This is a genomic window from Microbacterium esteraromaticum (assembly GCF_014084045.1).
Lineage (GTDB): Bacteria > Actinomycetota > Actinomycetes > Actinomycetales > Microbacteriaceae > Microbacterium > Microbacterium esteraromaticum_D.
The window spans coordinates 1,811,672-1,829,684 of sequence record NZ_CP043732.1; the positions used below are offsets into that span (position 1 = coordinate 1,811,672).

15 protein-coding genes are annotated in these 18,013 nt (G+C 70.0%); 10 read left to right on the forward strand and 5 right to left on the reverse strand.

Annotation, left to right across the window (positions count from 1 at the left end):
• Positions 1-408 carry a VOC family protein gene (locus FVO59_RS08600; RefSeq protein WP_182252257.1) on the reverse strand — a complete coding sequence of 136 codons (408 nt, stop codon included), beginning with the start codon at positions 406-408 and terminating at the stop codon, positions 1-3.
• 155 nt (positions 409-563) lie between these two features.
• Positions 564-1,331, reverse strand: a complete 768-nt coding sequence (locus FVO59_RS08605) for a siderophore-interacting protein (protein WP_182252258.1) — start codon at positions 1,329-1,331, stop codon at positions 564-566.
• 86 nt (positions 1,332-1,417) lie between these two features.
• Here FVO59_RS08605 and FVO59_RS08610 point away from each other — a divergent pair, with 86 nt between their 5' ends.
• Genes FVO59_RS08610 through FVO59_RS08625 form a run of 4 tightly spaced genes read left to right on the forward strand, consistent with a single transcriptional unit; the run spans position 1,418 to position 5,263 of the window.
• Positions 1,418-2,410, forward strand: coding sequence for a siderophore ABC transporter substrate-binding protein (locus tag FVO59_RS08610; protein ID WP_182252259.1), 993 nt, complete (start codon positions 1,418-1,420; stop codon positions 2,408-2,410).
• Between the two features lie 51 nt (positions 2,411-2,461).
• The gene (locus FVO59_RS08615; protein WP_182252260.1) at positions 2,462-3,478 is read left to right on the forward strand and encodes an ABC transporter permease; all 1,017 of its coding nucleotides are present in this window, start codon (positions 2,462-2,464) and stop codon (positions 3,476-3,478) included.
• Positions 3,471-4,511: an iron chelate uptake ABC transporter family permease subunit gene (locus FVO59_RS08620; RefSeq protein ID WP_182252261.1), complete on the forward strand. Its 1,041-nt coding sequence runs from the start codon at positions 3,471-3,473 to the stop codon at positions 4,509-4,511. The genes FVO59_RS08615 and FVO59_RS08620 overlap by 8 nt, the downstream gene beginning before the upstream one ends.
• Positions 4,508-5,263, forward strand: a complete 756-nt coding sequence (locus FVO59_RS08625) for an iron ABC transporter ATP-binding protein (RefSeq protein ID WP_182252262.1) — start codon at positions 4,508-4,510, stop codon at positions 5,261-5,263. The genes FVO59_RS08620 and FVO59_RS08625 overlap by 4 nt, the downstream gene beginning before the upstream one ends.
• A gap of 158 nt (positions 5,264-5,421) precedes the next feature.
• Here the strand turns inward: FVO59_RS08625 and FVO59_RS08630 are convergent, their stop codons facing one another.
• A complete protein-coding gene (locus tag FVO59_RS08630; protein WP_182252263.1) occupies positions 5,422-6,366 on the reverse strand; it encodes a DNA-3-methyladenine glycosylase family protein in 945 nt (314 codons plus the stop codon).
• Positions 6,367-6,508: 142 nt separating this feature from the next.
• Positions 6,509-7,198 (reverse strand): winged helix-turn-helix domain-containing protein, encoded by a 690-nt coding sequence (locus tag FVO59_RS08635; RefSeq protein ID WP_182252264.1) that lies wholly within the window; start codon positions 7,196-7,198, stop codon positions 6,509-6,511.
• A 340-nt stretch (positions 7,199-7,538) separates the two neighbouring features.
• On the opposite strand from FVO59_RS08635, the gene FVO59_RS08640 reads away from it, so the two are divergent.
• From FVO59_RS08640 to FVO59_RS08650, 3 genes are all read left to right on the forward strand, one after another.
• The gene (locus tag FVO59_RS08640; RefSeq protein WP_182252265.1) at positions 7,539-7,847 is read left to right on the forward strand and encodes a GNAT family N-acetyltransferase; all 309 of its coding nucleotides are present in this window, start codon (positions 7,539-7,541) and stop codon (positions 7,845-7,847) included.
• An 85-nt stretch (positions 7,848-7,932) separates the two neighbouring features.
• Positions 7,933-9,093: an exonuclease SbcCD subunit D gene (locus FVO59_RS08645; RefSeq protein ID WP_182252266.1), complete on the forward strand. Its 1,161-nt coding sequence runs from the start codon at positions 7,933-7,935 to the stop codon at positions 9,091-9,093.
• The gene (locus FVO59_RS08650; RefSeq protein WP_182252267.1) at positions 9,093-12,110 is read left to right on the forward strand and encodes an AAA family ATPase; all 3,018 of its coding nucleotides are present in this window, start codon (positions 9,093-9,095) and stop codon (positions 12,108-12,110) included. Before FVO59_RS08645 ends, FVO59_RS08650 begins: the two co-directional genes overlap by 1 nt.
• Here FVO59_RS08650 and FVO59_RS08655 read toward each other — a convergent pair whose 3' ends face one another.
• Positions 12,111-12,668 (reverse strand): phosphorylase family protein, encoded by a 558-nt coding sequence (locus FVO59_RS08655; RefSeq protein ID WP_182252268.1) that lies wholly within the window; start codon positions 12,666-12,668, stop codon positions 12,111-12,113. It lies immediately after the preceding gene.
• 51 nt (positions 12,669-12,719) lie between these two features.
• Between FVO59_RS08655 and nadE the strand changes: the two genes are divergently transcribed.
• The 3 genes from nadE (at position 12,720) to FVO59_RS08670 (ending at position 17,924) form a co-directional block, all read left to right on the forward strand.
• On the forward strand, positions 12,720-13,538 hold the full coding sequence (gene nadE / locus FVO59_RS08660; RefSeq protein ID WP_182252269.1) for an NAD(+) synthase: 819 nt from the start codon (positions 12,720-12,722) through the stop codon (positions 13,536-13,538).
• Between the two features lie 70 nt (positions 13,539-13,608).
• Positions 13,609-17,121 carry a TM0106 family RecB-like putative nuclease gene (locus FVO59_RS08665; protein ID WP_182252270.1) on the forward strand — a complete coding sequence of 1,171 codons (3,513 nt, stop codon included), beginning with the start codon at positions 13,609-13,611 and terminating at the stop codon, positions 17,119-17,121.
• A 32-nt stretch (positions 17,122-17,153) separates the two neighbouring features.
• Complete coding sequence (locus tag FVO59_RS08670; RefSeq protein ID WP_182252271.1) at positions 17,154-17,924, forward strand: hypothetical protein; 771 nt, start codon at positions 17,154-17,156, stop codon at positions 17,922-17,924.
• Positions 17,925-18,013 lie beyond the last annotated feature (89 nt).

The window sequence follows — 18,013 nt, forward strand, 5'->3', positions numbered from 1 at the left end:
TCACTGCTCGCGCGGCGGATTGTGCACGAACTCGAGTCGGACGCCGCTCTCGTCCTCCACGAACGACGCGTAGTAGTTCGCGTTGAACCGCGGGTACAGCTTCGGCTCGCGCACCGCGGTCCACCCGGCATCCATCGCGACCGCATGCAGTCGGTCGACCTCGCTGCGCGAGCCGAGCGAGAACGCGAGGTGCTGCCAGCCCGCCTCGCCGTGACGGTGCGGCACCGCGTCGGCGTCGTCGCGGATCGGGAAGACGATGATCTCGGTCTCGTCGCCGTTGTCCCACGAGATGCCGTGCTCGGCCTCGACGCCGACCGAGTAGCCGAGCGCGGTCAGCACCGGATGGAACTGCGCCCGCGCCCTCTCGATGTCGAGGACGGAGATGCCGAGGTGATCGAGGAGCGCCATGTCCCTCAGTCTGCCGCACCCTCGCCCGGATGCCCGTGCCGGCCGCTGCCCGTCGCCGCAGGCCACCCCAGCCGCGAGACTTGCGTTCCAGCACGAGACTTGCCGTCTGAGCGTCGGTTTCATGATGGAACGTACGTCTCGCGGGGGCGTGTTGGTCAGTGCGGGGCGTGGTACTCGGCCTCGCCGCGCTTCCAGTAGCCCTTCACCACGGCGTTCGCCGCATCGACGCCCCAGCGGGCGAGCAGTGCGCGGCCGGGCTTGACGATCGACTGCTCTGCAGCGATGAACACGAAGGGGTCGGAGCCGACGGCATCCGCCTCGCTCAGAGCCTCGACGAACGCGATCAGGGCCGAGCCCGCCGGGCTGGCGCCCCGGTGCAGCCACTCGACCTCGACCGGCGCGCCGATCTCGACCCGGTCGGCCTCGGTCGCCACCTCGACCACGATGCGGGCCGGCGCGCCTGCAGGGATCATCGCCGCGAAGCGGCGGATGGCCGGGATCGCGGTCTCGTCACCCACGAGCAGCCACGATCCCGGCTCGCCGGTCAGCACCGCCGAACCGCGCGGCCCGCCGACCCCGACGAACGAGCCGAGCGGAGCGGATGCGGCCCACGGCGCACCCACGCCCTCATCGCCGTGCACGGCGAACTCGACGTCGAGCCAGTTGTCCCCCCAAGCCAGCGGCGTGTACTCGCGGCTGGGTGACGCCCGCAGCTCGTCGACCGAGTCGGTCGGGCCTGCTGCGAAGAACAGGCGCATGTGGTCATCCGCACCGAGAGAGCTGAACCCCGCGAGGTCGGCACCCGCCAGGCGCACGCGCACGTAGTTCGGGGCCAGCCACACCCGCTCCGCGAGAGTCGCGGAGCGGAAGCGCAGATCGAGGCCCTGTCGTTCGATCGAGAAACCGGATTTCACATCGCTCATAAAGTAAGGCTAACCTAAGTCGCAGCGAGGACGGACTCGCTTCCCGCGCAGCTCGCGCATCACCATCGCAGAACAGGAGACTCTCCATGTCCATGCCCCGAATCCTCGGCGGAACCGCACTCGGTCTCGTCAGCGTCCTCGCCCTCGCCGGCTGCGCAGCAGGTCCCGCCGCCGAAGCCGAAGAGGCCGCTCCCAAGGCCACGACCGTCACCGTCGAGGACAACAACGGCACGCACAAGATCTCCACCCCGCCGAAGTCGGTCGTCGCGACCGACAACCGCACCTTCCAGACCCTGAGCGACTGGGGCATCGAACTGTCGGCCGGTGCCGTCGCCCTCATGCCGGAGACCGTCGGCTACGTCGACGACGAGGACATCATCGACCTCGGCACCCACAACGAGCCCGACCTCGAGTCGGTCGTCGCCGTCGAGCCCGATCTGATCATCAACGGTCAGCGCTTCACGCAGCACCACGACAAGCTCGCAGGCCTCGTGCCCGATGCGACGATCCTCGAGCTCGACCCGCGCGAGGGGGAGCCCTTCGACGACGAGCTCAAGCGCCAGGTCACCGTGCTCGGCGAGGTGTTCGGCAAGCAGAAGGAGGCGAAGAAGCTCGTCGACGACTTCGACGCCGCCATCGCCCGGGCGAAAGAGGCCTACGACGACGCAGAGAAGGTGATGGCGGTCACCACCTCCGGCGGCGAGATCGGTTACATCGCGCCGAAGGTCGGCCGCACGCTCGGCCCGATCTTCGACCTCCTCGAGCTGACCCCCGCGCTCGAGGTCGACGGCGCCACCGACGACCACCAGGGCGATGACATCTCGGTCGAGGCCATCGCCGAGTCGAACCCCGACTGGATCCTCGTGATGGACCGCGACGCCGTGTTCGCCGATGAGGAGCCGAACTACGTGCAGGCCGCCGAGATCCTCGAGAGCTCCGAGGCACTGGCATCCGTCACCGCCGTCAAGGACGCGCAGATCGTCTACATGCCCACGGACACGTACCTCAACGAGAGCATCCAGACGTACACGACCTTCCTCAACGACTTCGCCGACGCGCTCGAGAAGTCCTCGAAGTGACACCGGCGCGGTGGCATCCGGCAGGTTCCGGATGCCACCGCGCGCCGCACCATGACACGCATCGCCTCCACCACTGAGCCGCACCCCACCCCTCCGGGGCGGGCGAGCGCGGCGACCCGCGGGCGCCTGTTCGACGCGAAGCTGCTGATCGGCATTCTCGTCGTCGCGGCCCTGCTCGTCGCCTCGCTGTTCACCGGCGTATACGACATCGCGGGCGCCGCCGACGGCGCCGAGATGTTCCAGATCACCCGCGTCCCTCGTACCATCGCGCTCGTGCTCGCGGGCGCCTCCATGGCCATGGCCGGTCTGGTCATGCAGCTGCTGACGCAGAACCGCTTCGTCGAGCCGACCACCACCGGTACGACCGAATGGGCGGGGCTCGGCCTGCTCACGGTCATGGTGCTGGTTCCGCACCCGTCGCTCCCGCTGCGCATGGCAGGCGCCGTCGTCGCCGCGTTCATCGGCACCATGATCTTCTTCCTGTTCCTGAAGAGGGTGTCGCTGCGCTCCTCGCTGATCGTCCCCATCGTCGGCATCATGCTCGGCGCGGTCGTCGGGGCCGTGTCGACCTACCTGGCCCTCGCCACCAACACGCTGCAGAGCCTCGGCGTCTGGTTCGCCGGCAGCTTCACCTCGGTGCTGCGCGGTCAGTACGAGATGCTCTGGATCGTGGCCGTGGTGGGTGTGATCGTCTTCGTCGTCGCCGACCGGCTCACCGTCGCCGGCCTCGGCGAGGAGATCGCCACCAATGTCGGACTCGACTACGACCGCATCATGCTGCTCGGCACCGCGCTCATCGCCGTCGTCACCGGCGTGGTCACCGTCGTCGTCGGCAACCTGCCCTTCCTCGGGCTGATCGTGCCCAACATCGTCTCGATGCTGCGCGGAGACGACCTGCGCAGCAACCTGCCGTGGGTGTGCCTGCTGGGCATCGGCATCGTCACGCTCTGCGACCTGATCGGCCGCATCATCGTGATGCCTTTCGAGGTGCCGGTGTCGCTCATCCTCGGTATCGTCGGCGCCGTCGTGTTCGTGCTCCTCCTGCTCAGGCAGCGTCGCCGTGCTTAGGCCGGTCGAGAGCGCGCAGCCCGCGCCCGCACGCGCAACGGCGGGCTGGTTCGCGGATGCCCGTGCGCGACGTCGCTATCTGATCGCGCTGACGATCCTCATCGTCCTGTCGGCGGGCTTCGGCGTCGGCCTGCTCGCCTGGGAGAACCCGATGCCCTTCGGCACCGCCGGATTCTGGCGCATCGCCGAGCTGCGTTTCACCAACGTGCTCGTCATGATCATCGTCGCGGTGTGCCAGGCCGTGGCGACCGTCAGCTTCCAGACCGTGGCGACGAACCGCATCGTCACGCCGTCGATCCTCGGCTTCGAGTCGCTGTACCGCGCGGTGCAGACCTCGTCCGTGTACCTCTTCGGCATCGCCGGGCTCGTCGCGATGCAGGGGCTGCTGCAGTTCGGCATCCAGATCGCCGTGATGGTGGGTCTCGCCATGCTGCTCTACGGCTGGCTGCTCACCGGACGCTACGCGAACCTGCAGATCATGCTGCTGATCGGCATCGTGATCGGCGGAGGGCTCGGCGCGATCGCCACCTTCATGCAGCGGCTGCTCACGCCGAGCGAGTTCGACGTACTGGCCGCGCGCCTGTTCGGCAACATCTCGAACGCCGATCCGTCATATCTTCCGGTGGCCGTGCCGCTGTGCGTCACGGCATCCGCTCTGCTCTGGATGCGCGCCAGGCGCCTCAACGTGATGGCTCTCGGCGCCGACACCGCGAACGCGCTCGGCGTGAACCACCGGCGCGAGCTGATGACCACGCTCTTCCTCGTCGCCGTGCTGATGGCGACCTCGACGGCCCTGGTCGGGCCGATGACGTTCCTCGGCTTCCTCGTCGCGACGCTGGCGTATCAGTTCGCGGGCTCCGACGATCATCGGCTGGTGTTCCCGATCGCGGTGCTGACCGCCTTCACGATCCTGTCTGGTGCGTACTTCGTGATGCGCAACATCTTCTACGCGCAGGGCGTCGTCTCGATCATCATCGAACTGGTCGGCGGCGTCGTGTTCCTCATCGTCATCCTCAAGAAGGGCCGCCTGTGATCACCATCGAGAAGGTTCGCCGGGAGTACGCGAGCGATGTCGCGATCGGGCCGGTCGACCTCGTCATCCCGGCGGGAGGGATCACCGCGCTGATCGGGCCGAACGGCGCGGGCAAGTCGACGCTGCTCACGATGGTGGGCCGGCTGATGGGGATGGACGCCGGAGCGATCGAGATCGCCGGATTCGACGTGGCCTCGACGAAGTCGGCCGACCTCGCCAAGGTCGTGTCGATCCTGCGGCAGGAGAACCACTTCGTCACCCGGTTGACGGTGCGCCAGCTCGTCGGCTTCGGGCGCTTCCCGCACTCGAAGGGCCGCCTGACCAGGGCCGATGAGGACGTCATCAGCCGGTCGATCGACTTCCTCGATCTCGGGATGCTCGAGCACCGCTACCTCGACGAGCTCTCGGGCGGTCAGCGTCAGCGCGCGTACGTCGCCATGGTGCTCGCACAGGACACGGATGTGGTGCTGCTCGACGAGCCGCTGAACAACCTCGACATGAAGCACGCCGTGACGATGATGGCGCAGCTGCGTCGCGCCGCCGACGAGCTGGGTCGCACGATCGTCATCGTGCTGCACGACATCAACTTCGCGGGCCATTACGCCGACCGGATCTGCGCCATGAAGGACGGGCAGGTCGTGGAGTTCGGCACCCCGGCCGAGATCATGACCGACGAGGTGCTCACGCGCGTGTTCGAGACGCCCGTGCAGGTGATCGACGGCCCGCACGGACCACTGGCCGTGTACTACTGAGCCGTCCGGGTCGATGCGCCCGGGGCATCCCGCGCTCTCCGTACGGATGTCGGCGGGAAACACGGATGTCGGCGGGAATCGCGTGTTCCTGCCGACATCTGTGATCTGCGCCGACATCCGTGGGAGACGGGGGACAGCGGCGCCGCGGGCGCGGGGGCTCAGCGGTCGCGGTGGTCTTCGGGGGCGAGGCGGGCGCCGCGGCGCGGCTCGCGCGACCCGGATGCCCAGATCAGGCGGATGATGCGCTGGCGGTGCCCGCTCCATGGGGCGAGCAGCTCGAGCATCCCGTCGTCATCGGTGCGATGCCCCGTCAGCGCGAAGCCGACCTCGTGCGCGAGGTGGTAGTCCCCGACGCTCACGGCGTCGGGGTCGCCGAGCGCACGGATGCGCGTCTCGGCCGAGGTCCACACCCCCACACCCGGCAGACTGGTCAGCACACGGTCGCGGGCCGCGCCGTCTTCCGCAGCCAGCGCGGCGCGCTCGACGCTCGCGCCGCGCCGCGCGGCGGCCACGATCGTGCGCGACTGCGGCGGCTCCACGGCCGCACGGTGCCACTCCCACGACGGGATGCCCCGCCACACCTCATGCGACGGCGAGGCGAACATCGGTCGTGGCGTCGGCCCCGGCGCGCGCTGCCCGAAGCGGGAGACGAGCTGCCGCCACGCTCCGAACGCCTGCATGCCGGTGACCTTCTGCTCGATGATCGCGCATGCGAGGGCGTCGAAGACGCGGCCGGTGCGCGCCATCCGGATGCCCGGATGCCGCCGCGCGACCTCCCCGAGCTTCGGATGCATCGACACATCGAAGCCCGTGTCGTCGTCGTCCGCGCCGCACAGCCGCGGCACGGCGTCGAGCGCCTCCTCGGCGCCCGGCCCCCATGCGGCGGCGTGGATGCCCTCGGAGCCCCGCCGGAGACAGAGCGTCGCGACAGCGGCATCCGTCCGGAAAGCCATCCAGATCCGCTGGCCGTCGACGACCATCGTCGGGTCGCCCGCGCCGCGGCGCAGCATGCCGACGGTGCGCATCAGGTCGAGCGCGGCCCGGGGCCTGTAGACGGACTCCCGCACCGGCGCGTGCGCGACGGCATCCGTCATCAAGGTCATGCATGCACCCTACGCGCCGCCGCTGACAGCGCCTCCCGACCGGGGCTGATCCGCCGACACCCCCACCTTGCGCCGACACCCCTATCTGCTTCCGTCCACACCTGGGGGTGTCGACGGGAAGTGGGGGTCTCGGCGAGGAAGGTCAGAAGCGGTCGGGCGAGGGGGTGCCGTGGCCGTAGCGGATCGACACGTCTGCGTGGCGGTCGAAGCGGTAGCCGACGCCGCGCACGGTGCGCACGATGTCCTCGTGGCGACCGAGCTTGGCCCGGAGGCGCCGCACGTGCACGTCGATGGTGCGCTCGCCGGGGGCATCCTCATCCGACGACGCCTGCCACAGCGCCGAGACCAGCTCGCTGCGCTCGATCGTGCGGCCCTCGCGCAGCACCAGGTACTGCAGCAGCTCGAACTCCTTGTAGGTGAACGAGGCGGACTCGCCGTCGAGCAGCACGCGCTTGCGGGAGATGTCGACGACGACGCCGGACTCCTCGTCCTTCTCCTCCTCGACCGCCGCGTTGGCGCGGGCGATGGCACCGGGCTCGTGAAGCGCGAGGCGCACGACATCGAGGTCGCGGCCGCCCGCGGACTGCGGGGCGAGGGCGACGGTCGCGTGCGTCTCGGCGGTCGGGGCGAGCTCCGCGAGCGTGCGGCGCAGCGCGTCGACGAGCACGGGGAGGCTCACGCCCGCTGACGCCGCCTTGATCTCGTCGATGCCGACGTAGAGGGCGAAGCCGCGCGGCGAGCGGACGGAGGGGAGGTCTGCGGCGGCGTCGGCCTGCGAGATGACGCGAACGGGGGCGGTGACGGGACGCTCGACGAGTGCGGTGTTCGACATGATGATGGATCCTTCACGGATGCGTGAGCCGAGGGCTCTGGATGCGTTGCACGAATGACCGGGCGGAGCCGGTGGGGAGATGAGCGCGAAGGGTGGGCGCTCAGAGACTCGTCCTCAGATCGAGGAGAATTCAGCGAGTCAGGCTGGGTGGTTGCGCCTTAGCAACACATTCGGCAACACGTGCCAACGCGACCGGGCATCATCATCCCGGCAGTCCCGTTCGCCTCCTGGGCGGACAAAGGGCTTGCGTTGGTGGTCATGGGGGTGATTATTTCCCACGATGACCCACCATGTCAAAACGTGACAATCCCGGGCATGAAACACGACGTAACGTTGTGGGGTGAGTTCAACCGCCCGTGCCTTCGATTTCGTGTTCCTCGACGAGAAGGATGCGTCTCGCTACACCCTCACGCGTGGCGGCGAGCTGCTCAGCGTGCTCGACTACCGCGACGACGGCAGCACGGTGGCGATGACACGGGCGTACACGATCCCGATCCATCGCGGGCGCGGGTATGCGGCCAAAGTGGTGGCCGGCGCCGTCGCCGACCTCGAGGCGCGGGGCGACCGCAGCGTCGACCCCGTGTGCTGGTACGTCGCCGACTGGTTCGACGCGCATCCGGACAAGCGTCATATGCTCCGGCCCCGCTGACCGTGAGAGCCGCGGCGAAGGCGCAGTGCGCCGGGTCGCGGCACGCCTCGGACATGATGTCGGAGGCCCTGCATACCGTGTGGGTATGCGAATCCTGCACACCTCCGACTGGCACGTCGGCCGCACGTTCCACGGGCACTCCACGCTCGCGGCGCTGGCCGAGGTGCTCGACGCGCTGGTCGCGCAGGTGCGTGAGCACGCGGTCGACGTGGTGGTCGTCGCGGGTGACGTGTTCGATTCGGCCACCCCGGCGGCGTCCGCGTACACGCTGCTCGACGATGCCCTCCTCGCCCTGCACGAGACCGGCGCCACCGTCGTCATGACGAGCGGCAACCATGACTCCGCAGCGCGTCTGGGGTTCCACTCCCGCCTGCTGCGAGACGGCATCCACGTGCTCACCGACCCGCTCGCGATCGCAGAGCCCGTCACGGTGCACGACGAGCACGGCCCCGTTCATTTCTTCGGCATCCCCTATCTCGAGCCGGCCATCGTGCGTCAGCACTGGATCGACGGCGAGCCTGCGCTGCGCACCCAGGCGCAGGTGATCGACCACGCGATGCGTCTCGTGCACGAGGGCATGGCGGCGCATGAGGGCCGCTCGGTCGCCATCGCGCACTGCTTCGCTGCCGGCGTTGACGTCACCGCCGGGCTCGAGCGCGAGGTGCGCCAGGGCGGTCTCGACCTGGTGCCGCTCGCCGCATTCGACGGGCCCGACTACGTCGCCCTCGGCCACATCCACGGCCGCCAGCAGCTGAGCGACCGTGTTCGCTACTCAGGAGCCCCGCTGCACTACAGCTTCGGCGAGCAGCACAGGCAGCGCGGCTCGTGGCTCGTCGAGCTCGACGCCGCCGGCCTCGCGTCGGTCGAATGGCTCGACCTCCCCGTTCCGCGGGCGCTGGCGACCCTCACCGGAACGCTCGATGGGATCCTCGCCGACGAGGACCTGGCTCGGCACGCCGAAGACTGGGTGTGCGTCGTCTACACCGATGCGGTGCCGCAGCACGAGCCGATGAGGCGCCTGCGCGAGCGCTTCCCGTTCTGCGCACTCGTGCAGCATCAGCCCGCTGAGGCGGATGCCGGCGACCAGCGCTCCTACACGCAGCGGCTGCGCGCCGCGGTCAGCGACGCAGACCGCATCGAGGCGTTCCTCGAGCACGTGCGGGCGGGCCAGGGCGCGTCCGAGCGCGAGGCGGAGCTGATCCGCGAGGTCCTCGACGACCGCGTGCGCGCCGAGGCACTCGTCTGATGCAGCTGCATCGCCTCGAGATCGAGGGGTTCGGACCGTTCCGCGAGCGGCAGAGCATCGATTTCGACGCGTTCGCCGACGACGGCATCTTCCTCATCGCCGGCCGCACCGGGGCCGGCAAGTCGAGCATCCTCGACGCGGTCTGCTTCGGTCTCTACGGCGGTGTGCCGCGCTACGAGAAGGGCGGTGAGAAGAGGCTGCGCAGCGACCACTCCGATCCCGACGAGATCACCGAGGTGGTCGTCGAGTTCAGCACCGTCGCCGGCCGTTTCCGGGTGACCCGCTCACCCGAGTACCAGCGCCCGGCCAAGCGAGGGGGCGGGCTCACCAAGCAGGCGGCTGCGGTCTCGCTGGAAGAGCTCACCGATGCGGGCTGGGTGGGCCGGGCCGCACGTGCCGTCGACGTCGGAAACGAGCTGAACGAGATCCTGCAGCTCACGCAGGAGCAGTTCCTGCAGGTCATCCTGCTGGCGCAGAACCGCTTCGCCGACTTCCTGCTCGCCGACAGCCGCGAGCGGCAGTCGCTGCTGCGCCGGCTGTTCGGCACCGAGCGGTTCGCCGACTATCAGGCGCGATTCGACGAACGCCGTCGAGCGGCCGAGCAGGCGCTCGGAGGCAGCCGGGCGACGGTGGAGGCTCGACTCGAGGAGGCCGAGCGGATCGTCACCGAGGTCGAGCTGTGGGGAGACGACGCGGATTCCGCGCCAGAGACGACGGAAGCCAGGATCGACGTGCTGCGCCGGGCGATCGCCCGCGCCGACTATCGCGTCGAGCGGTTCGGCACCGAGCGAGCGGCCGCCGAGAAGGCCCACGCCGCTGCGGATGCCGCGCTGACCTCGCTCGCAGAGCAGCGTCAGGCGCAGTCGGATCGCGACTGCGCTCGCAGAGCGCTGGCGGCGCTGGATGCGCAGGCCGAAGAGATCGCGGATGCCACGGAGCGGCGGGATCGAGCACGCGCGGCCGATCCGCTGCGCACCCTCATCACCGCCGCATCACGCGCATCGGCCGCTCGCGCCGAGGCCGCGCAGCTCGAGAAGGCGGCTCTCGCCGCCGCCGCTCCCGTGCGTGACGGGCGCACCCGCTCAGGAGCTGCGCTGCGGGATGACGCCCCGGCTGCCGCGTACCGTGACTTCGCCTCCGAGCGCACGCGCGAGAGCGGAGCGTGGGAGCAGGCGGCGGAGCTCGAGGCCGCGGCGCCGCAGCGTGCATCAGAGCTCGCTTCCGCGCAGACCGCGGCGGCCGCGGCATCCCAATCCCTCGCCGTACTCGACTCCGAGCGCGAGTCGCTGCCCGCCCGCATCGCCGAGCTGACGGAGGTGCGCGACACCGCCCGCCGTGCCGGAGACCGCCTCGACTCAGCCGCGCAGGCCGTCGCCCTCGCCGAGAAGCAGCATGCCGGGGCGCGCGACGTCGAGCGACTCTCGACGGATGTGGCCGCCGCAGCGGCCGCGGAGTCCGATGCCTCGGATGCGCATGCCAGAGCCCAGGCCGAGCTCTCGCGGCTGCGGCGTCGCCGTCTCGACGGCTACGCCGGTGAGCTCGCCACCGCGCTCGTCGACGGCGAGCCGTGCGCGGTGTGCGGATCGACGGCGCACCCTGCTCCCGCTGAGCACGCCGATCCGGTCTCTGCGGACGACATCGAGGCTGCCGAGGCCGTCCGCGATGCGGCCGCCCTGGCCGAGCGGAACGCCTCAAAGCTGCTCGCCGAGCGCACCGCCGAGCTCGCCGCCGCCGTGGAACGCTCCGGGGGTCTCGACGTCGTCGAGGCGCACGACCGGCTGGCCGAGGCGGCTGCTGCCCGAGACGAGGCCGGCACCGCCGCTGCGCGCGCCCGCGAACTCGGCGACCAGGTCGAGCAGCTCCAGCGCGATCTCGCCGATGTCGAGCAGCGCCGCGCGTCGGCATCCGAGGCCCTCAGCGCCTCACGGACGGCGCTGTCGCTGATCGAGCAGCGAATCGCAGACGCCGACGAGACCATCGCTCAGGCCCGCGGCGAGCACGACAGCGTCGCGCACCGCCTCACCGAGGCGCGGCGGCAGATCGCTCTCGCCACCGCCGCAGCCGACGCGATCGACGCGCATGCAGCCGCGGTCGAGCGCGACCGCGTGGCGAGCGACGAGCTCACCGAGGCCGTCGAGGACTCGGTGTTCGACGACGTCACAGAGGCACAGCAGGCGCTGCTGGGCGCGGCTGACATCGCCGCGCTCGACGACCGCATCACTGCTCACGCGGTAGAGGTGAAGAAGGAGCGCGCACTGCTTCTCGACCTCGAGATGCGCATGCTCCCTGAGGAGCCGATCGACCTCGCGCCGGCCGAGCAGACTGCACGGCAGGCGCGCGACGCCTGGCAGGACTCGGTCGACGCCGACAGTCGGGCGCGGAGTGTGCAACGCAGTCTCACGGCGACGGTCGATTCCGCGGCGCACGCCCATGAGGCGTCGGCCGAGCAGGCGGCCGAGTTCGAGGTGCTTCGCGGCCTCGCCGATGCGCTCGCGGGTCGCTCGGGCAACACCCGCAAGATGAACCTCGAGACGTTCGTGCTCGCGGCCGAACTCGAAGAGATCGTCGCCGCGGCCAATCTGCGACTGCATGACATGTCCGACGGCCGCTACCAGCTGCGCCATTCCGATGCTCTCGCCGCTCGCGGCGCGGCATCCGGTCTCGGCATCGTCGTGTTCGACGCGTTCACCGGCCAGACCAGGCCCGCCAAGTCGCTCTCCGGCGGCGAGACGTTCCTGTCGTCGCTCGCGCTCGCGCTGGGCCTCGCCGAGGTCGTCACGGCGCGAGCGGGGGGCATCCGGCTCGACACGCTGTTCATCGACGAGGGATTCGGCTCACTCGACGCCGACACGCTCGAGACGGCGATGCGCACCCTCGACGAGCTGCGCCAGGGCGGGCGCACGGTCGGCGTGATCAGTCACGTCGAGGCGATGCAGGAGCAGATCCCCGCGCAGCTGACCGTGCGAGCGGTTCCCGACGGGCACAGCGTCATCGACGCGCCGCGGCACGCGAGCTGATCAGAGGGCGTACTCGGCGCGCATGTGCTCCCACAGCTGAGCGCTGCATGCGGCGACGACGTCGTCCCACACCTGCGTCGCGCCGTCCTGAGCGCGGTCCGAGACCACGCGCATCACCCTGATCGGCACGTCGAACTTCTGCGCCACCCAGATGAACGAGAACGTCTCCATGTCGACCAGCACCCCGCCGAGTCCCCGGATCCTCGCGACCGCGTCGGCGTCGTCGACAAAGATGTCGCCGGTCGCGATGGTCACGCCGTCGCGACCCGTCTCGACGCGCGAGGGGAGCGAGACGTGCTGGCCGATCACGCCGTCCAGGTCCTGCACGTCGTGCTGGATCGCCGCGCTCACGTCGTAGATGCCCGATTCGACCGAGTCGTCCACCGCCCCCGCGGTGCCCACGACGACGATCTCGTCGTAGCGCCTCGCGTCGAGTGCGCGCGTCAGGCCGTATGCGGCCATGAGCTTGCCGGGGCCGGTCACCAGCCGGTCGAAGCCGGGAAGCTCGGCGGGAAAGGCCTGAAGTTCGGATGCCAGGGCGGCGACGAGAAGTCTCACGTGCTCCATCCTCTCAGGTGGGGGAGACTGATATCCGACGAAGGAGGCGCCATGAGCATGCAGCAGCAGATCATCGAAGACCTGGGTGTGAAGCCCGAGATCGACCCCGCGGCCGAGAACGAGAAGAGGATCGGGTTCCTCGTGGACTACCTGCGCGCGAGCGGCGCCGCGGGATTCGTGCTCGGCATCTCGGGCGGACAGGACTCCACCCTCGCCGGCCGTCTTGCGCAGCTGGCCGTCGAGCGGGTGCGCGCCGGGGGCGGTGAGGCGATGTTCCTGGCCGTGCGTCTTCCGTTCCGGGTGCAGGCGGATGCTGCCGACGCGGAGTCCGCGATCGACTTCGTCGCCGCCGACCGCTCGGTGACGATCAACATCCAGAACGGAGTGGAGGGCATCGAGCGCGATCTCGAAGAGGGCCTCGGCGAGAGCATCACCGACTTCAACCGCGGCAACATCAAGGCGAGGCTGCGCATGGTCGTGCAGTACGCGCTCGGAGGCCACGATGGACTTCTGGTCATCGGAACCGACCACGCAGCCGAGGCCGTGACCGGCTTCTACACGAAGTTCGGCGACGGAGCCGCCGACCTTCTGCCGCTGTCAGGGCTCAACAAGCGACAGGGGCGCGCGATGCTCAAGCAGCTCGGCGCGCCCGAGCACCTCTACATGAAGGTGCCGACGGCCGATCTGCTCGACGGCATGCCCGGCCGGCCCGATGAGGACGAGCTGGGCCTCACCTACGAGCAGATCGACGACTACCTCGAGGGTCGAGAGGTGAACCGGGGGGCTGCCGCGATCATCGAGCAGAAGTACCGGGCATCGCGCCACAAGCGGCACCTTCCCGTCACGCCCGCCGACGGCTGGTGGCGCTGACGGAATCGCCGGCCCCGGCCATGTCCGAGCCTGCGGATAGTGTCGAAGGCAGGCAAGGGAGAGGGGCATCGTGCGGGTCATCGCAGCGGAGAACCGGGTCGTCTGGAGTGCCAGCGACCTGAAGCTGGCGGCGGAGTGCGAGTTCGCCTGGTCGCGCGCCCTCGACGCGAAGCTCGGTCGCGTCCCCGCGGTCGAGGAGCCCGAAGACGCGACGCTCGAGCGCGCCGCTCGCCTCGGCGACCTCCATGAAGAGAAGGTTCTCGAGAGGTACGTCCGCGATCTGGGGGAGTCGGTCGACGGCGGTCCGGGTGTCGTCGTGCTCCCGAAGGTGTCTTCGGCGGATGCCGATGAGCTGGCGGCCACGGTCGAGGCCACCGCACGTGCGCTGCACTCCGGGGCGTCGCTCGTTTTCCAGGCGGCGTTCTCCACCCCTGAGTTCGTCGGGTTCGCCGACTTCATCGCCAGGGATGAGCCGCTTCCCGGCGAGAGCGGCGGTCGCTGGCGGGTGCAGGACTCGAAGCTCGCCCGCACGGCCAGAGCGACTGCGCTCATGCAGCTCGGGGCATACGTGGACCAGCTCGACCGCCTCGGCATCCCCAGGTCGGATGAGGTCGACCTGATCCTGGGCGACGGAACGATCAGCACGCACCGGGTCGATGACCTCCTTCCCCTGTTCCACGTGCGCCGCGCGCGGCTGCGCGCTCTGATCGCCGACCGGCGACCGGCCGATGGGGCATCAGGCGCGCCCCTCGCCTGGGGCGACGACCGCGGTGACCTGCAGGTCGCGGCCTGCGGCCGCTGCGCGACCTGCGAAGAGCAGGTGATCGCGCATCGCGACCTGCTGATGGTCGCTCGCATGCGACCGGTGCAGCGTCAGCGGCTGCGGGCCGCGGGCGTGCACACCATCGACGATCTCGCCGCCGCCGATCATGCTCCCGAAGGCATGAACGCCGACACCTTCACGGCTCTGCGCGCTCAGGCGCGGCTGCAGGCAGGGGTGTCCGCAGATCCTGCGGCCGTCCCGCCGTTCGAGCTCGTGGCGGCGCATGCGATCGGCCTGATGCCCCGCCCCAGCCGCGGCGATCTGTTCTTCGACTTCGAGGGGGATCCGCTCTACACAGAGGCCGTGGCGCCGGGGGAGAGTCCCCGATGGGGCATCGACTACCTGTTCGGGTGGACCGACAACGCCGAGCAGTACTCCGCGCTGTGGGCGCACACCTTCGCCGACGAGAAGCAGGCGCTGCTGGACTTCCTCGAGTTCGTGAAGCTGCGTCGGCAGACGCATCCAGACATGCACATCTACCACTACGCGCCGTACGAGACCTCGCACCTGTCGGCCATGGCCGCACGGCACGGCGTGGGTGAGGCCGACGTCGACCGGCTGCTGCGCGAGGGCGTCTTCGTCGACCTCTATCCGATCGTGCTGCGCTCGGTGCGCATCGGATCGCGCTCGTATTCGATCAAGAAGCTCGAGCCGCTGTACATGGGCGATGAGGTGCGCACCAGCGATGTGCAGAAGGGCGATGACTCGATCGTCCAGTACGTGCAGGCGCGTGAGCTGCAGGCATCCGGCCAGGAGGCCGAGGCGCAGAGCATCCTCGACGACCTCGCCGACTACAACCGGTACGACTGCGTGTCGACCAGGCGGCTGCGCGACTGGCTGATCGGTCTCGCGCGGGAGACCGGTGTCGTCCCCGCGCCACCGGACGACCCCGAGACCCGGGCGTACGAGCCCTCGCCGCTCTCGCTCGCGCTGCAGGCCGAGGCGCAGCACGCAGAGGAGTCGAGCGCCGCGTCGTACCGAGTGGCCGCCGCAGCGATCGACTATCACCCTCGCGAGGCGAAGAGCTTCTGGCAGGGGCATTTCCAGCGGCTGCGCGAGCCGGTGTCGATCTGGGAGTCGACCCGTGACGTGCTGCGCGTCGACGCCGCAGCCAGTGGCGTCGACGCCGACTGGGCGATCGATGAGGGCCGGAGGGCGCAGACGCGCCTGGTCCGGCTGCGCGGCGAGGTCGCCCCTGGCAGCACACTCGGCGTCGGCGGGCGTCCGTTCGCGCTGTACGCCGCACCGACCCCCTTCGACATCCAGGCCCCGTCACGCGTGATCCACGTGCCGCACGAGGTCGAGATCGTCGAGATGCTCGATGACGGCTATGTGGTGCGTGAGCGCACCGTGCAGGGCCAGGTGTGGGATGAGCTGCCGGTCGCGCTCGCTCCGGCCGCGCCGCCGAACGTCGCCTCGCAGCAGGGCGCCATCGAGGAGTGGGCGGCATCGCTGCATCACGCGGCGCCCGTGTTCCCGCGCGACGCCGCCACCGACATCCTCCGTCGCATCCCGCCGCGCACCGTCTCGGGAGCGGCGCTGCCGCTCGCGGGCGACGACACCATCGACGCGATCGTCCGCGGCGTGCTCGACCTCGACGACAGCTACCTCGCCGTCCAGGGTCCTCCGGGCACGGGCAAGACCTACACGGGTTCGCAGGTGATCGCGCGGCTCGTGCGCGATCACGGCTACCGCATCGGGGTGGTCGCGCAGTCGCACGCCATCGTCGAGAACCTGCTCGACCGCGTGGTGGCCGACGGTGTGCCCGCCGCGCAGGTCGCGAAGGCGCCGAAGGACCCGGATGCGCCAGACCCGGCGTTCACCGTCATGCGCAAAGACGGCATGGCCGCCTTCCTCGCCGAGCACGCGCATCACGGCGCGGTCGTCGGGGGGACGGCCTGGGACTTCAGCAACACGCGACGGGTGGACCGCAAGGGCCTCGATCTGCTCGTGATCGACGAGGCGGGTCAGTTCTCGCTCGCGTCCACGATCGCGGTGGCCGCGGGCGCGAAGCGGCTGCTGCTGCTCGGCGACCCGCAGCAGCTGCCGCAGGTCAGCCAGGGCACTCATCCCGAACCGGTGAACACCTCGGCACTGGGCTGGGTGATGGACGGATCGTCGGTGATCGACCCACGATACGGCTACTTCCTCGCGCAGTCCTGGCGCATGCATCCGGCAGTGGCCGCACCCGTCTCCCGGCTGTCGTACGCGAGCCGCCTTGCATCCGCTCCCGGCGCCGAGGGGCGCCTCGTCGACGGGGTGGAGCCGGGGCTGCACATCGTGCCGGTGAGACACCGCGGCAACGCCACTCAGTCGTCGGAGGAGGCGGCCGAGGTCGTGCGCATCGTGGGCGATCTGCTCGGCCGTTCGTATGTCGACGGGATGTGCGATGATCCGCCGCGACCCCTCGAGCAGCGAGACATCATCATCGTCGCGCCGTACAACGCACAGAAGCAGCTCATCCACGACGAGCTGTCGGCGGCCGGGCACGGCGACGTCGCGGTCGGGACGGTGGACAACTTCCAGGGCAAGGAGGCGGTCGTCTCGATCACCTCGCTCGCGGCATCCAGCGGACGCGACGCACCGCGCGGACCGGAGTTCCTGCTGCTGCAGAACCGTCTCAACGTCGCCATCTCGCGGGCGAAGAGCGTGGCGTATCTCGTGCACTCGCCCGCACTGCTCGACGACCTCCCGTGGACGCCCGAGGGTGTCGCCCGGTTGAGCGCCTTCGCGCACCTCGTGGGCGCCGACCGCGAGTGAGCGCAGCCCCGTGTGCATGCTAGATTGCTAGCATGCACACGCTCGACGACATCCTGCGCGCGTCAGCGGCGTGGGTGTGGTTCCCTCGCGGCAGTGAGCACGAGAAGAGCCACCTGCAGCTCGTGCGCCACCCGGCCCGCTTCGGCGGAGGGGTCAAGGCCTCCCAGGTGGATTCGGACGAAGACGCCCGCAGCGTGCTCGGCCGTGCGATCGAGCGCACCCGCGCCTGGGGAGAGCGCGAGCTGACCTTCTGGACCAACGCGTCCGACCGCCCCGACCTCGAAGACGAGCTGCGCCGTCGCGGCGCCAGGCACGTCGACACCGTCGCGGTGCTGGCAAGGCCCATCGCGGGCATCCCGATAGAGGTGCCGCACGACGTGACATCCGAGATCGTGCGCACCGCGGACCAGGTCCGCGAGCTCGACCGCATCAATGTCGCCGTGTGGGAGCACCAGAATCCGCTGAGCGAGCGGGGAGTGCGCGAAGAGGTGGACGAGAACGCCGCGTCGCTGGCATCCGGAACAGGCGGACGCGTCCTCGCACGTCTGGACGGCCTCGCCGTCAGCACGGGCGGATGCACGGTCGCCGATGGATTCGTGCGGCTGTGGGGAGCAGCGACCCTCCCCGAGGCGCGGGGCAGGGGCGCCTACCGCGCGGTGCTCGATGGGCGGCTGCGGCTGGGAGTCGAGATGGGGGCGACGACAGCGCTCGTGAAGGGCCGCATCTCGACCTCTGCCCCCATCCTCGCCCGCGCCGGGTTCGAGCATCTCGGCGACGAGCGCGGGTACGTGCTCACGGTCTGAGCTCGGGAGACCACGTATGGCGTGAGAACCCGGCGCACACCGTGTCTCTCAGGCGGGTTCCTCCGCGAGGTGCGCGCCGCCGCGAGGCG

What these genes read in the sequence shown, in the direction of transcription:
- FVO59_RS08600 (WP_182252257.1), bottom strand. Translation starts at nt 408, where the DNA reads ATGGCGCTCCTCGATCACCTCGGCATCTCCGTCCTCGACATCGAGAGG.
- FVO59_RS08605 (WP_182252258.1), bottom strand. Translation starts at nt 1,331, where the DNA reads ATGAGCGATGTGAAATCCGGTTTCTCGATCGAACGACAGGGCCTCGAT.
- FVO59_RS08610 (WP_182252259.1), top strand. Translation starts at nt 1,418, where the DNA reads ATGTCCATGCCCCGAATCCTCGGCGGAACCGCACTCGGTCTCGTCAGC.
- FVO59_RS08615 (WP_182252260.1), top strand. Translation starts at nt 2,462, where the DNA reads ATGACACGCATCGCCTCCACCACTGAGCCGCACCCCACCCCTCCGGGG.
- FVO59_RS08630 (WP_182252263.1), bottom strand. Translation starts at nt 6,366, where the DNA reads ATGACCTTGATGACGGATGCCGTCGCGCACGCGCCGGTGCGGGAGTCC.
- FVO59_RS08635 (WP_182252264.1), bottom strand. Translation starts at nt 7,198, where the DNA reads ATGTCGAACACCGCACTCGTCGAGCGTCCCGTCACCGCCCCCGTTCGC.
- FVO59_RS08645 (WP_182252266.1), top strand. Translation starts at nt 7,933, where the DNA reads ATGCGAATCCTGCACACCTCCGACTGGCACGTCGGCCGCACGTTCCAC.
- FVO59_RS08650 (WP_182252267.1), top strand. Translation starts at nt 9,093, where the DNA reads ATGCAGCTGCATCGCCTCGAGATCGAGGGGTTCGGACCGTTCCGCGAG.
- nadE (WP_182252269.1), top strand. Translation starts at nt 12,720, where the DNA reads ATGAGCATGCAGCAGCAGATCATCGAAGACCTGGGTGTGAAGCCCGAG.
- FVO59_RS08670 (WP_182252271.1), top strand. Translation starts at nt 17,154, where the DNA reads ATGCACACGCTCGACGACATCCTGCGCGCGTCAGCGGCGTGGGTGTGG.